The organism is Trinickia mobilis (assembly GCF_017315705.1).
GTDB lineage: Bacteria > Pseudomonadota > Gammaproteobacteria > Burkholderiales > Burkholderiaceae > Trinickia_A > Trinickia_A mobilis.
The window spans coordinates 29114-43620 of the sequence record NZ_JAFLRF010000035.1 but is presented as its reverse complement, the minus strand read 5'-3'; the positions used below and the strand labels follow the sequence as shown (position 1 = coordinate 43620).

Below are 14507 nucleotides of genomic sequence, written 5' to 3'. Positions count from 1 at the left end.
TGTATCGTCGGCAGCGGGCCGTCAAGCGCCTTCGCGCCTGATGGACAGGCTTTGCCGTGCGATGCGTTAGCGTGCGTTCGGCGCCGTTCGGATCATCTCCTTGCAATGCTGCGGTTATGCGTTCGATCCTGCTGCGAAATATTTTTTTGCCGGGTTGTGCTGAGTACGTGGTTAGCGCGATGGGCCGTGTTCACGGTTGGCGGCGCCAGAGCCGGGTTATGCCTTGACGCGCTTGCCCGCCGTTTGCGCGGCTTGCGCCACGCCGCTCTCCTCCAGCATCGCGCGGCACTGCGCTTCGTATTGCGCCAAATCTTCGAGCGTCGCGTTCAGATCTTCGAGCTGACGTTCAAGCACGTCGCGATGCTCGGCGATCGTCGCGAGAAAGGCATGGAGCTGGGGTACGGTATCGGTCGGCGATTCGTACAGGTTCAGCAAGTCGCGAATCTCCGACAGCGTGAAGCCGAGCCGCTTGCCGCGCAGCGTGAGCTTCAGGCGCGTGCGGTCGCGTCCCGAATAGACCCGCCGCAGACCGCTCGAACCTTCGCGGCTCGGCGCGAGCAGGCCCTGGTCTTCGTAGAAGCGGATCGCGCGGGGCGTCACGTCGAATTCGCGGGCGAGTTCCGTGATCGTGTATTGCTGCTGGGTCATGGCATTGGCGACGTTCGCTTGCGCGCTGCGGGCGGCCGGTTCGGCAAGAACTGCGACGGCGGCCGCGCGCAGACGCGGATTGGAGATAGAATCGACGTTTACGTTATCGTCAACTCAGATAAAGCGCAACTGGCTGCCGGTGCGGGCGGCTGTGCGCGATTCCAGCGAGACCCCCCGATGAATGCGCTCGAACACGAACTCGACTATCCGTTTGCCGACACGCTGCCCGAGCCGGGCCACAAGCTGGAGGTGGCGCCGGGCGTCTTCTGGCTGCGCATGCCGCTGCCGTTCGCGCTGGACCATATCAACCTCTGGTTGCTGCGCGATGAAATCGACGGACAAAAGGGCTGGACCGTCATCGATTGCGGGATTGCGGACGAGACGATCAAGAAGCACTGGGAGCACGTGTTCGAGACCGGGCTCGACGGCTTGCCGGTATTGCGCGTGATCGTCACGCATTGCCACCCGGATCATCTGGGACTCGCGAACTGGATTTGCGAAGGCGGCGAGCGCGGGCGCTGGAGCGTGCGGTTGTGGATGGCGCTCGGCGAGTACATGCTCGGACGCGTGATGGCGGCGGGCGATGGGTCGAACGCGGGCGGGGAAGGGGCCGCGCGGCACTTCGCACGGCACGGGCTCGCGGATCAGGATGCGATCGAGAAGCTGCGCAATCGCCGCAGCTACTATTCGAACCTCGTGCCATCGATGCCCGCGCGATATCGGCGGATGCGGGAAGGCGATAGGGCGGCGATCGGCGGCAAGGCGTGGCGCGTCGTGACCGGCTTTGGTCATTCGCCTGAGCATTGCGCGCTGCATTGCGAGGCGGACGGCGTGCTGATTTCCGGCGATATGGTGCTGCCGCGGATTTCGACGAATGTGTCCGTGTTCGATATCGAGCCGGAAGGCAATCCGCTTGCGCTGTATTTGGAATCGCTCGGGCGCTATGAGGCGATGCCTTCAGGCACGCTTGTTTTGCCGTCGCACGGGAAGCCGTTTCGCGGCCTGCACACGCGGATCACGCAGTTGCGTGAGCATCATGATGCGCGGCTTGCCGAAGTGCGCAAGGCGTGCGAGGAGCAACCGCGGAGCGCAGCCGATATCGTGCCGCTCATGTTCAAGCGCCAGCTCGATATTCATCAGATGACATTCGCGATGGGCGAGGCCCTCGCGCATTTGCATCTGCTTTGGCTCGAGGGGGAGCTCAGGCGCGAGATCGGAGCGGATGGGGTGATTCGGTTTGGCGTTGTGCGGTAACGTTTTGGTCCAGTCAACCATCATCAATCATCGGGTGAACGTCGATCGAGACCGATCGTTCTTTCACCCCGCCACTGCGTAAAGTGAAACCGCTTCCACCTCGTTTCCCCTGACTCAAGTCCCCCCTCCTTGCTCCCGTCAAATACCTCAGATTGTCCCGGCCTCCGCGTACGCAGTCGCCACATCCATCTGAAGTATTCAAAGGAGTCCCATGAACATCCGCCGCAAGCTTCAAGTTTTTTCGTTGATCACGATCGTCTCGATGGCAGGCGGCATGCTCGTCACCGCGACGGGTCTGCGCATCGCGATGAAAGCGGAGGACGCGTCTCACGCGAGAGAGAAGGAAGTGCAAGGCATCACCGAGATCAAGGCGAGCGCGCTGTCGACGATCCAGCTCGATCCGACGTCGGACGACACCAAGAAAATCTTCGCCGACGCCGAGCGCAACATCGGCACTTGGTCCACGACATTAGGCTCGATGTTCGCGATGCCCGAGCACGCCGAAAAATTCCGTTCGCTGATCGCCAAGTGGAACGCCTACGATCAGAAGTCGCACCAACTGTTCGACCTCGCGACGCACGACGTCAAAGCCGCCAACGATCAAACCACGGCGCTCTATCACTCCGATTTCCAGCCCTTCCAGGCCGACCTCGAACAGATGGCGGGCGAATTCAACCAGCTTGCCGCTGAAGAAAACGACCACGCGCACGCCGTCGTCGATCAGCTCTTCGTGACCGTGATCGCCGTCATGCTGCTTGGCATGGCGATCGTCTGCACGATGATCTTCTTTCTCGCCCGCTCGCTCAATCGCGGCATCTCGGGGCTGCAGCACGCGATCGTGCAAGTGAGCGGCACGCGCGACTTCACGCTGCATGCCCCCGTTCTCGACGCCGATGAAATCGGGCAGACCGCCGAGGCGTTCAACACGCTCGTCGAGGGCGTGGCCGCTGCGCTGCGGGAAGTGCTCGCCGCCTCGGAATCGGTAGGCGCGGCGACCAAGGAGATCGCGGCCGGCAACGCCGATCTGTCGTCGCGCACGGAAGCGCAGGCCGCGTCGCTCGAAGAGAGCGCGGCGAGCATGGAGCAGCTGACCGCCACCGTCGCACAGAACGCGGAGAACGCGAAGGCCGCGAGTGCGCTCGCGGGCACCGCATCGGGGGTCGCGGAGAACGCGCATCGCGTCGTCGAATCGATGGTCGAGACGATGGGGAAAATCAGCGACAACTCCTCGCGCATCGCCGAGATCACGACGCTCATCGAAGGCATCGCGTTTCAGACCAACATCCTCGCGCTGAACGCCGCGGTCGAAGCGGCGCGCGCCGGAGACCAGGGCCGGGGCTTCGCGGTCGTGGCGGGCGAGGTGCGCAGCCTCGCGCAGCGTTCGTCGAGCGCGGCCAAGGAGATCAAGGATCTGATCGACCTGTCGGTGAGCACGATCGCGACGGGCGAAGGGCAGGCCGCGCACGTGCGCGAAACGATGGCCGAGATCCACAGCGAGACGACCAAGGTGTCGGACGTCATCGGCGAAATCTCGGCGGCGTCTCACGAGCAAAGCCGCGGCATCACGCAGGTCAATCAGGCGGTGAGCCACATGGACGAGGTTACGCAGCAGAATGCGGCGCTCGTCGAAGAGCTTTCGGCGGCGGCGCAATCGATGGCCTCGCAGATGAACGCGCTGCGCGAGGCGGTGACCGTGTTCAAGGTCGATGGGGCCGCCATGACGGATTTCGGCGGCGCACGCTCATCGAGAACAAAGCGAGCGCACCGTGCCGATGCGCTTCGTCACGCACCGGAACCGGAGCCGGCGTAACGGTGTGAGCGGGCCTTGCTTCGAGCCGCGATGCTCGACGCCCGCGCGGCGCCGCGCATCAAACCGTAAGGCTGCGCAAGGAATTTGCGCTAAAGAGATCGCTTGGGGCGTCCGTTAGCAGGGGTACGACACTCTGACCTGAGCACTATGAACGACACCGCCGCACTGTCTTTGATCGCACTGACTTCCTATCTCGGCCGTCAGCCCATCTTGAATCGTCACGGCGCGCTGGTCGCATACGAGCTGCTGTTTCGCTCCGACAAGGACATCCGCTCGGTGGACCCCACGCGCGCGACCGCCGACGTCGTGATCGGCGCGCTCTGCGAGCAAGGCGTCGATCGCGCGCTGGGCGGTCATGTCGGTTTTGTGAACGCCGGGCGCGACTGGCTGATGAGCGACATGCTGAACGTGCTGCCGCCCGAGCAGTTCGTGATCGAAATCCTCGAATCGGTCGATTACGACGAGCGTCTGGCCGAGCGCGTCGGCGCGCTGAAAGAGGCCGGTTATCGCTTTGCAATCGACGATGTCAGCGAGAAGACGCAACGGCGCGGCCGCACCTTCGTCGAGGCCGACTTCGTGAAGGTCGACGTGCAGTTGTGGGAGCCGAACGCGCTCGTGCGCTTCGTTTCCTCGATGCACGGCGCGGGCAAGCAGGTCGTCGCGGAGAAAGTCGAGACGCCTGCGCAATATTTCACGACCTACGAGGCCGGTTGCGACTATTTCCAGGGGTTCTACTTCGCGCATCCGCAGGTGCTGGCGACGCGCAAGATTCCGCCCCAGCGGCAAAGCCTCGTGAAGCTCATGGTGCTGCTGAACATGGAGCCGTCCGTCGCGGACCTCGAAGAGGAGGTCAAGCACAACCCGACGCTGACGATGCACTTGCTGCGCTTCGTGAACTCGGCGTCGTTCGGGAGGACGGAGCGCGTCGCTTCCGTGCGCGACGCGATCGCCTTCGTCGGCACGTCGTGGCTCAACCGCTGGGCGCTGCTCACGCTCTATGCGGACGGCGGCACGACCTCGCGCGCATCGAACGCGCTCGTGCAGCTGGTCGGCACGCGGGCGCGCTTCATGGAGCTGGCGGCGAAGCGCCTCCGCGAGGGCGACGACGCCTTCGCCGACGCCGCGTTCATGACCGGCATGTTCTCGCTGCTGCATTTCGTGCTCGACCGCAGCGCCGCCGATCTTGCGGGCGAACTGCGCATCGCCGAGCCGGTGGCCGAGGCGCTGCAAGGCGGCCCCGGCACGCTGCAGGCGTTGCTCCGCTGCGCGGAGGCCATCGAAGCGCCCGAAGACGAAGCCGAGCTCGAGCATGTGTGCGGCGAGCTTGCGCCGCTTAGTCCCGCGCTGGTCCGGCTCTTGTTTGCCGCTGCCGGGAACTGGATGGCGGAGTACGCGGTGTTCTAATCGCCCGCGTCCGCCTGCCGCGCTCGTGCGAGCAATAGTGCCTGCTCTTTCGTATTGCGCGTCATCGCGGCGGCGCGCTCGAATTCGGCGCGAGCCTCATCCATCCTGCCGAGCTTGAGAAGCAGATCGCCGCGCACGCTCGGCAGCCAGTGATAGTTCGCGAGCGTCGGCTCGGCGGTGAGCGCATCGACGATCTCGAGCCCCGCCGCGGGGCCGAACGCCATGCTGAGCGCGACGGCCCGGTTCAGTTCGACGACCGGCGACGGGCTGATCTGCGCGAGCGCGTCGTAGAGCGCGACGATCTGCGCCCAATCGGTCTCCTCGGCGCTGCGGGCGTGCGCGTGACAGGCCGCGAGCGCGGCCTGCAGCGCGTATGGCCCGAGCGCGCCGTCGAGCGAGCGTGCGCGCTCGAGCGCGGCGAGTCCGCGCCGGATCAGGAGCGGGTCCCAGCGCGAGCGGTCCTGATCGGCGAGCAGCACGGGCTGGCCCTCGGCGTCCACGCGCGCGTGCGTGCGCGACGCCTGGATCTCCATCAGCGCGACGAGGCCGTGCGCTTCGCCTTCGTCGTGCGCGAGTTCGGCGAGGATGCGTCCGACGCGCAACGCTTCGTCGCACAGCGCGGGGCGCATCCAGTCGTCGCCCGCGGTGGCCGAGTAGCCTTCGTTGAAGATCAAATAGATCACTTCGAGCACGGACGCGAGGCGCGCCGCGCGCGCTTCCTTCTGCGGCACTTCGAACGGCACGCCCGCCGCGCGCAGCGTGCGCTTCGCGCGCACGATCCGCTGCGCGATCGTCGGCTCGGGGACGAGGAATGCGCGCGCGATTTCGTCGGTCGTCAGGCCGCCGATGAGGCGCAGCGTGAGCGCGACCCGCGCGTCGGTCGACAGCACCGGGTGGCACGCCGTGAAGATGAGCCGCAAGAGGTCGTCGCCGATGTCGTCCGCGCGCGCCGCGTCGAGCGAATCGACGAAGTCCGGCACGATGTGCGTCTCCAGCGCATCGAGTTCGCGGCCGAGTTCTTCGTGCTTGCGCGCGTGCAGCGCGTCGAGCCTGAGCTTGTCGAGCGCACGGTTCTTGGCCGTCGACATGAGCCAGGCGCCCGGGTTGTCCGGCACGCCTTCCGTGGGCCAATGCTCGAGCGCGGCGACGAACGCGTCCTGTGCGATTTCCTCGGCGAGTCCCACGTCGCGCACCACGCGCGCCACGTGCGCGATCACGCGCGACGACTCGATCCGCCAGACCGCTTCGATCGTTTTTTGCGCCGTCGCCAGGGTCATCGTGCGCCTCGCTTTGTCACGCCGTTCGCGTGCACGTTACGCATCGCGCCGCGAGGCTTCGAGATCGCGGAATCGCTCGACCGCGTCGCTCGGCTCGAAATCATCGAGCTCGAACAGCTGTCGCACTTCGATCTCGCCGTCGGCCATCTCGCCGAACGGCGCCGGAAAGCGCCGCGCCCATTCCATCGCTTCTTCGCGCGAGCGCACCTGGATCAGCGTATAGCCCGCGATCAGCTCCTTCGTTTCCGCGAAGGGGCCGTCGACGATCGTGCGCTTGCCGCCCGAATAGCGGACGCGCCAGCCTGTCGAACTCGGCTGCAGGCCCGTGGCGTCGAGCAGCACGCCGGCCTTCGCCAGTTCTTCGTGATAGGTCGTCATCGCGGCGATCAACGCGTCTTCCGGCATCGCGCCGGATTCGCTCATCTGATTCGCTCTCACCATGATCATGAATCGCATTGCAATCCCCTTTTGTGTTGAGTGGGCGGGAAGGGCGGGCAGGGCGGTTATCGCGCTCCTGTCTACACGACGAACCATGCGCGGGCGGATCGACATTTGCAGCGGAGAATAAGGGAAAACACTTGGTTTGCCGGGCTGATTCGCTCAGACGCAGCCGCCGACGGCCTCACTCGTAGCAAGGCGCGATTTTGCGGACTTCCACAGTGCACCAGTGCGCGGCCGGGCACTCGGCTGCGATCGCAACGGCTTCGTCGAGGCTCTCGCAATCGAGCAGGAAAAAGCCGCCGATCATTTCCTTCGCTTCGGCGAACGGCCCGTCGACGAGCCGGCGCTCGCCTTCGCGCACCTGCACGCGTACGGCCTCCGAGGCCGAGGCAAGCGATTCGACGGCGCGCAGCACGCCGCGCGCCTTGAGGCTTTCGCCGAAACGCGACATGGCGTCGTAGAGGGCGCGTCCGTCTTCGACGGTGCGGTGGTTCCGCTGATCTGACGGCTCGACGATTAGCAGCAGGTAGCGCATGACGTCTCCATTGGGGGTTGGGACGCCGCACGGCGCCGGTGGAATCGTCTCAGAATAGTGCAGGCTGGCCGCGCCTGCCATTTTCTGCTCAAGACCGAAGCGGCCGAGCGCCCGCTTGTTCCGTCAAGCGGATCGCAACGACTGGGCGCCGGTGATCGCTCACGTGCGCGCTGCGCTCGACGAGTTCGCGGGCTCGGCCGAGCGCGGCTGAAACTCAATCGCTTACTGCAGCGACACCGCCGCAAAGTTCTGGCGCCCAAACGGGCTCACCTGATAGCCGCTCACGTTCGCACGGGTGATCGCGGCAGCGGTCGGATAGCCGAGTGGAATCCACAGCGCTTGATCGTGGATGATCTGCTGTGCGTCCTGGTACGACTTCACGCGCTTGGCCTGATCGGGAGTCGATTTGCCGTCGGCAATCAGCTTGTCCAGGCGCGGATCGCAATAGCGCGCGAAGTTGATGCCCGAGCTCACCGCGTTGCAGCTGAAAAGCGGCGACAGGTAATTGTCCGGATCGCCGTTGTCGCCCGCCCAGCCCATGAAAAGCAGGTCGTGCCGGCCTTGCTTCGCTTGCTTGATGAGCTCGCCCCACTCGATCACCTTCACGTCGGCCTTCACGCCGATCTTCGCCAAGTCCGCCTGCAGCAGCTCGGCGCCCGCCTTCGGACTGGGGTTCAGCACGCTGCCGTTCGGCCGCACCCAGATCGTCGTCGTGAAGCCGTTCGGATAGCCGGCGTCGGCGAGCAGCTTCTTCGCCTTGGCCGGATCGTACGGATACGCGGCAATCGACTTGTCGTAGCTCCACGTATTCGGCGGATACGGGTTGTTGGCCGGCAGCGCGGTGTTGTCGAACACGACCTTCAGATAGGTGCTGCGGTCGAACGCCATGTTCAGCGCCTGGCGCACCTTCGCGTTATCGAGCGGTTTCTTCTGCGTGTTAAGCGCGACGAACGCGGTCATGAACGCGGGCGTCTGCACGACTTTGAGCGACTTGTCGTTCTTCGCATCGGCGACGTCCTGCGGCTTCGGCGACAGCGCGATCTGGCATTCGCCCGCCTTCACCTTCTGCGCGCGCACGGACGGATCGGGCGTGATCGCGTAGATCAGCTTGTCGACCTTCGGCTTGGCGCCCCAGTATGCGGGGTTCACATCGAAGCGGATGATCGCGTCCTTCGTATAGCGCTTGAGCACGAACGGGCCGGTGCCGACCGGCTTCGCGTTCAAGTCGGCTTGCTTGCCGGCCTTCGCCAGTTGATCGGCGTACTCGGCCGAATAGATCGACGCGAAGCCCATCGTCAGGATCGGCACGAACGTCGCGTTCGGCTCGGTCAGCTCGAACTTCACGGTGCTGTCGTCGACTTTCGACACCGACTTGATCAGCTTGGTCAGCCCCATCGATTGCGCGTGCGGAAAGCCGCTCGGGCCCGCGATCTTGTGCCACGGGTTGGTGTCGTCGAGCATCCGGCTGAACGTGAAGACGACATCGTCGGCGTTGAGCGCACGGGTCGGCTTGAAGTAGTCGGCGGTCTGGAACTGCACGTTCGGGCGCAGATGGAACGTGTAGGTGAGGCCGTCGGCGCTCACGTCCCAGCGGTCGGCGAGCGCGGGCACGACTTTCTTCTGCTGCTCGTCGTAGGAGACGAGCGAGTTGAAGATGACGTCCGCCGACGCGTTCGTCGTGACGAGCGAGTTGTACTGGACGACATCGAAGCCGTCCGGGCTCGCTTCGGTGCAGACGGTGAGCGGCTTGGCGAGCGCCGCGAGCGGCGCGGCGAGAAGCGTTGTGCCGAGCGCGGCGGCAAGCAGAGTGAAGCCGGGTTTGAAGCTGAAGCGCATGTAATCTCCCTGGCAAGCGTGGTGATGCAGTTCGTTCAAGTTCTGATTTGGCGCGTCGTTCGCGCCCAGGTGCAGGGGCGTCCGATCGAGCGGTGCGGCATGCGGGCCGCTTTATTCTGATCTGTTTCGAGCCGCCGCGCAGCGCGTCAGCCCGCCGCGCGCGCTATCTGCGTCAAATAATCGATCCCGGCGATCGCCCGCGATCCGTACCACGACACCCTTTCCCCGTCGATCAGATCCACCGTCTTGCCGGCGAGGCGCGGGTCGGCGGCCAGCGCGTTGCGGTGCGCGGCTGTGAAACGATACGGCTCGCTCGACAGCAGCACGCGCTCGACATTCGCAAGCCACGGCGCGTCGAAATCGAACGACGGGTAGCGGGCCGCGCCCGTTGCGCCGCCCCTGACCGCAGGCCACGTGTGCCAGTTGACGAGCCGCAGCATCGCCGAGATATAGGTGTCGCGCGCGACGGTCATCCACGGGTCGCGCCAGATCACGTAAAGCACGCGCCGCTCCGGCCACGCTTCCAGCGCGAGCGTGCGCAGACGCGCTTCGAGCGTATCGGCGAGGCGCTGGGCGGCGTCCCGGCAATCGAAGATCGCGCCGAGGAGCGCGTAGAGCACAACGTTGTCGCGTGGCGTGAGCGGATGGGTGACGACGATGTTCGGCACGAACGCGCGCAGTCGGTCGACCGTGGCTGGTTCGTTTTCGTCGATATTGACGATCACATGCGTCGGTTTCAGCGCGCGAACCGCGTCGATCTTCACCGCTTTCGTGGCGCCTACCTTCGGCACTGCGCGCACGCGCTCGCGCGGATGAATGCAAAACCCGGTGCGCCCGACGATCTGCTGCTCCAGGCCGAGCGCGAACAGCAGCTCGGTGATGCTCGGCACGAGCGAGACGATGCGCGCGTTCGCGCCTGCGGGGGCGTGCGCGACTCCGGCGGCATCGACGGCAGGCGCAGCACGCATCGCGCTACTCCGCGGTGTCCGCGGCGTCCGCCGCCCGTGGCTTGCGCGGCGCCTTTTCGAGCGCGCGGTCGTAGATCCAGCGCGGCAGGATGTGCAGCAGGAGTGCGGCGACGCGCATCTGCCACGGGAAGATTGCAAAGCGCGTCTTGCGCGCGATCGCATCGGCGGTTCTCGCGGCGAAGCGGTCGGCGTCCATCAGAAACGGCATCGGATACGGATTGTGCTCGGTCATCGGTGTACGGATGTAGCCGGGCGCGATCGTGACGACCGCCACACCGTGCGGGCGCATTTCGACGCGCAGCGATTCGAGGTACTTGAACGCCGCCGCCTTCGACGCGCTATAGGCGCCGGACCCGGGCAGCCCGCGCACGCCCGCCACGCTCGCCACGCCGACGAGTGTCCCGCGCCGCGCTTTGCGCATCTGCGCCGCGAACGGCTCGAACGTCGCGACCATGCCGAAGTAGTTGACGTCCATCACTTCGCGAAACGCGTCGAGGTCGCCGTGCCCGGTGATGACGCCTTTGCTGATCCCCGCATTGGCGATCACGATGTCGGGCAAGCCGTGCTGGGAGATGAACTGGGAAGCCGCGTCGGCGAGCGCGCCAGCGTCGCGCACGTCGGCGGGATAGATCGAGACGGAAAGCTGGGGGAAGCGTTGTGCGAAATCGGCGAGCCTGTCGCGGCGGCGTGCGACGAGGCCGAGAATCGCGCCGCGCCGCGCGTATTCGGCGGCGAGCGCGAGGCCGATGCCGCTCGAGGCGCCGGTGATGAACACTTTCAACGTTGAGTTCACGCCGCCGCCCTCGGGGCCATCACATCTTCTTCGCGCGGATTTGCGAGACGAGGTAGTCGAGCACCTGGATCGTGCCGGGCAGGCTGTTCGTCACGGACGGGCCGGTTTCGTACTTGCCTTGGACGGCGATCGTCGGCACGCCGTCGATCTTGTAGTCTTCGAGCAGCTGCTTGACGCGCTGCATCGAGCTTTGGGTCGAAAACGAGTTATACGCGTCCATGAACTTCTTCGGATCGACGCCCTTTGTCGCCAGGAATTTGGCTTGGTCTTCCGGCGTCAGCAGATAGTTCTTTTTGACGTGGATCTCGTTGAACACGGCGGGCGTCAGCTGTTGCGCGAGGCCGAGCGAATCGAGCGCGTAGTAAAGCTTCGAGTGGGGGATGAAGTCGTCGCGGAACGCCACCGGCACGCGCTTGAAGACGACATCCGGGCCTTGCTTCTTGATCCACGCTTCGAGGTAGGGGTCGAATTCGTTGCAGTGCGGGCAGCCGTACCAGAAAAATTCGGTGACTTCGATCTTGCCGGCCGGCACGTCGACGGGCTGCGCCGCCGCGAGCACGGTGTAATCCTTGCCGGCGACGGGCGCTGCCGGCGTCGCCTGGACGACGCCCGCGGCGAGGCCCAGTGAGAGAAAAAGGATACTGATCAGTTTTTTCATGTTGGTCCGTAAGTGCGAGTGATCGTGAACTGCCGCGTGCCTGTTGCGCGCTGATGCGCCCGGTTTGCGGCGATAACGGCTGCCAAATTCAGACTTTCGCCACGCGCCATTGGTTCAGCGGCGCGCGGCGCGTGAACCTTCCGGTTACTGCTTCGTAAAACGGATGACGGCGGTGTCGACGCCTGCGTCGGAGAGCCGCTGGCGAGCCGAATTCATGTCGTCGAACTTCGAGAACGGCCCGATGCGCACGCGGAAGTACGTAACGCCGCCGGCGTCGCGCTGCGACACTTTCGATTCGAACCCTTGGAACGCGAGGCGTGCGCGCTGCTGCTCGGCGTCCGCTTCGGTCTTGTACGCGCCCACTTGCAGGAAGTAGCCGGTGTTCACTTCGTTGTTCGCGGTCGCGGTGGGCGAGCCGGGCTTGGCGGCCGGTGCCGCCGGTCCGGCGCCTTGCGTTGCGGTGCCCGGCGGCGTGGCGCGTGCGGTCGCGACCGGTGCGCTCGCCGACTGCGGCTTCTTCGCTTGCTCCGTGGCGCCGCTGCCTCCCGTGGACGGCTGCGGCCCGACGGCGACGCCGTTATTCGCCGGCGGAACCTGAATGATCTCCGGCTCCTCGAGCATGCCTGACGATTGCGTCTGATTGTTCGACTGGCCCGGCGCGGTATTGGGCGGCGCGGGCTGGGCCGCTTGCGGCACCGGCTGGCCCGGCGTCTTGCCTTGCAGCGCGCGGTTCGGATCGTACTGAGCTCCGCTTGCCGCGCCGGTATCGGAGGCGGCGGGCGGTGCGACCTTCGAGACAAACGGCGTCGGCGCACGCGTGATGTACAGCGCGACGACCACCGCAATCGCGAGCCCGACGATCAGGCCCAGCACAATGCCGAGAAACGTGCCCCCGGACTGCTTCGACTGCTTTGACGTGCTGCGGCTTGACGAACTGCGGCTGGGTTTTGCCATCGTATGAATCACCTGCGAAAAGAAATCGGGACGACCGCCGATTATAACGACGGTCTATCGCACATTATGGCGAGGACGATCACATCTTGACCGGAGCGGACACGCCGATTGCCGCAAGACCGTTCTCGAGCACCTGACGCGTCGCCGCGAGCAGCGCGAGGCGCGCTTCGCGCACGTCCGGCTCGTCGACGAGAACGCGCTCGGCATTGTAGAACGAGTGAAATTCGCCCGCGAGGTCGCGCAGGTAGAACGCGATTGCGTGCGGCGCGAGTTCGTCTGCCGCATGCGTGAGCGTGTCCGGATACTCGGCGAGCTTTTGCAGGAGCGCCATGGCGCGCTCGCTCGTGAGCGGCGAGACGCCGACTTGCGGCAAGGCCGCTGCGTCGCTGCCGTAGCGCGACTTCGCTTCGGCGAGCACCGAGCAGATCCGCGCGTGCGCGTACTGCACGTAGTACACCGGGTTCTCGTCGTTCTGCTTGAGCGCGAGGTCGATGTCGAATACGAACTCGGTGTCGGCCTTGCGCGAGATCAGGAAGAAGCGCACGGCGTCGCGCCCGCGTGTGATCGTCGCTTCGTCGATCAGGTCCGGCGCCGTTTCCGAGCCCGGCGCCGCGCCGCCCGACCATTCGATCAGGTCGCGCACCGTCACGTAGCTGCCCGCGCGCTTCGAGATCTTCACTTCCTGGCCGTCGCGCATCACGGTGACCATCTTATGCAGCACGTAGTCGGGGTAGCCCTTCGGAATGCCGATGCCGACCGCCTGCAGGCCCGCGCGCACCCGCGCGATCGTGCCGTGGTGGTCCGAGCCCTGGATGTTGATGACCTTGGTGAAGCCGCGCTCCCACTTCGTCACGTGATAGGCGACGTCCGGCAGGAAGTACGTGTAGGTGCCGTCGGACTTGCGCATCACGCGGTCTTTGTCGTCGCCGTCGTCGCTGGTGCGCAGCCACAGCGCGCCTTCCTGCTCGAAGGTCTTGCCGGACGCGATCAGCGCCTCGACCGTCTTCTCGACGCGGCCGTCCTTGTACAGCGACGACTCGAGGTAGTACCGGTCGAACTTCACGCCCAACGCCTGCAGGTCCATATCCTGCTCGTGACGCAGGTAGGCGACTGCGAATTCGCGGATCGCGTCCAGGTCCTCGGGATCGCGCGCGCCCGTGACCGGCGCGCCGTCCTTCGCGGCAACCGTTGCGCCGTTCAGGTAGTCCTGCGCGATGTCGGCGATGTATTCGCCGTTGTAGGCCGCTTCGGGCCAGCCGGCGTCGCCGGGCTTGAGTCCGCGGGCGCGCGCTTGAGTCGAGACGGCGAGGTTCTGGATCTGCACGCCGGCGTCGTTGTAGTAGAACTCGCGGTGCACGTCGCAGCCCTGGCTCTCCATGACGTTCGCGAGCGAGTCGCCGAGCACGGCCTGGCGGCCGTGCCCGAGGTGGAGCGGCCCGGTCGGGTTCGCCGACACGAACTCGAGCAGCACGTGCTTGCCGGCATCGCGCGTGGAGCGGCCGAACGCGCGGCCCTCGGCGAACACGGCGCCGACCGCCGCCTGCTTCGCGGCGGGCGTCAGGCGCAGGTTGATGAAGCCCGGCCCGGCGATTTCGGCGGCTTCGATCAAGCCCTTCGCGCCGGGTTGCGCGAGGAGGGCGTCGACGATCTGCTGCGCGAGCTGGCGCGGGTTCGCCTTGAGCGGCTTCGCGAGCTGCATCGCGACGTTGCAGGCGACGTCGCCGTGCGCGGCCGCTTTCGGGCGTTCGAGCGTAATCGAGGGGGCGACGAAGGCGGCTTCGGTCGAACCTTGTACCTGGGTTGCGGCCTGCTTCACGCTGTCGGCGAGCAGGGTTTCGAGAGTGTGTTTTTGTGCGGGCAGCATGCGGGTCCGTTGAAGTCGAGTGAGGGGTCCGGTCGGGCGGACCTGAGCGCGGCGGCGTCGGATCG

General features: G+C 65.7%; 13 protein-coding genes. 3 read left to right on the top strand and 10 right to left on the bottom strand.

The features are described from left to right. Positions 1–216: 216 nt before the first annotated feature. Entirely contained in the window at positions 217–648 is a 432-nt protein-coding gene (locus J3489_RS29655) for a MerR family transcriptional regulator (RefSeq protein ID WP_207004392.1), read from the bottom strand. A 177-nt stretch (positions 649–825) separates the two neighbouring features. Between J3489_RS29655 and J3489_RS29650 the strand changes: the two genes are divergently transcribed. The 3 genes from J3489_RS29650 to J3489_RS29640 all read left to right on the top strand — a co-directional run bounded on the left by J3489_RS29650 (position 826) and on the right by J3489_RS29640 (position 5116). After that, positions 826–1902, top strand: a complete 1077-nt coding sequence (locus J3489_RS29650; RefSeq protein WP_207004391.1) for an MBL fold metallo-hydrolase — start codon at positions 826–828, stop codon at positions 1900–1902. A gap of 211 nt (positions 1903–2113) precedes the next feature. After that, positions 2114–3712, top strand: a complete 1599-nt coding sequence (locus J3489_RS29645) for a methyl-accepting chemotaxis protein (RefSeq protein ID WP_207004390.1) — start codon at positions 2114–2116, stop codon at positions 3710–3712. A 147-nt stretch (positions 3713–3859) separates the two neighbouring features. Continuing rightward, positions 3860–5116: an EAL and HDOD domain-containing protein gene (locus J3489_RS29640; RefSeq protein ID WP_207004389.1), complete on the top strand. Its 1257-nt coding sequence runs from the start codon at positions 3860–3862 to the stop codon at positions 5114–5116. On the opposite strand, the gene J3489_RS29635 is transcribed toward J3489_RS29640, so the two are convergent. From J3489_RS29635 to argS, 9 genes are all read right to left on the bottom strand, one after another. Beyond that, entirely contained in the window at positions 5113–6393 is a 1281-nt protein-coding gene (locus J3489_RS29635) for an RNA polymerase sigma factor (protein ID WP_207004388.1), read from the bottom strand. The two genes, J3489_RS29640 and J3489_RS29635, sit on opposite strands and share 4 nt — an antisense overlap. A 36-nt stretch (positions 6394–6429) precedes the next feature. Next, entirely contained in the window at positions 6430–6849 is a 420-nt protein-coding gene (locus tag J3489_RS29630; protein ID WP_207004387.1) for a YciI family protein, read from the bottom strand. A gap of 166 nt (positions 6850–7015) precedes the next feature. Next, positions 7016–7369 carry a YciI family protein gene (locus J3489_RS29625; RefSeq protein ID WP_207004386.1) on the bottom strand — a complete coding sequence of 118 codons (354 nt, stop codon included), beginning with the start codon at positions 7367–7369 and terminating at the stop codon, positions 7016–7018. Positions 7370–7591: 222 nt separating this feature from the next. Further along, a complete protein-coding gene (locus J3489_RS29620) occupies positions 7592–9205 on the bottom strand; it encodes an ABC transporter substrate-binding protein (protein WP_207004385.1) in 1614 nt (537 codons plus the stop codon). A 146-nt stretch (positions 9206–9351) separates the two neighbouring features. Beyond that, a complete protein-coding gene (locus tag J3489_RS29615) occupies positions 9352–10173 on the bottom strand; it encodes a helical backbone metal receptor (protein ID WP_207004384.1) in 822 nt (273 codons plus the stop codon). A 4-nt stretch (positions 10174–10177) separates the two neighbouring features. Further along, complete coding sequence (locus tag J3489_RS29610) at positions 10178–10966, bottom strand: SDR family oxidoreductase (RefSeq protein WP_207004383.1); 789 nt, start codon at positions 10964–10966, stop codon at positions 10178–10180. A 19-nt stretch (positions 10967–10985) separates the two neighbouring features. Next, positions 10986–11624, bottom strand: a complete 639-nt coding sequence (locus tag J3489_RS29605; RefSeq protein WP_207004382.1) for a thiol:disulfide interchange protein DsbA/DsbL — start codon at positions 11622–11624, stop codon at positions 10986–10988. Between the two features lie 144 nt (positions 11625–11768). Next, a complete protein-coding gene (locus J3489_RS29600; protein WP_207004381.1) occupies positions 11769–12578 on the bottom strand; it encodes an SPOR domain-containing protein in 810 nt (269 codons plus the stop codon). Positions 12579–12657: 79 nt separating this feature from the next. Beyond that, a complete protein-coding gene (gene argS / locus J3489_RS29595; RefSeq protein ID WP_207004380.1) occupies positions 12658–14442 on the bottom strand; it encodes an arginine--tRNA ligase in 1785 nt (594 codons plus the stop codon). Between the last annotated feature and the right edge of the window lie 65 nt (positions 14443–14507).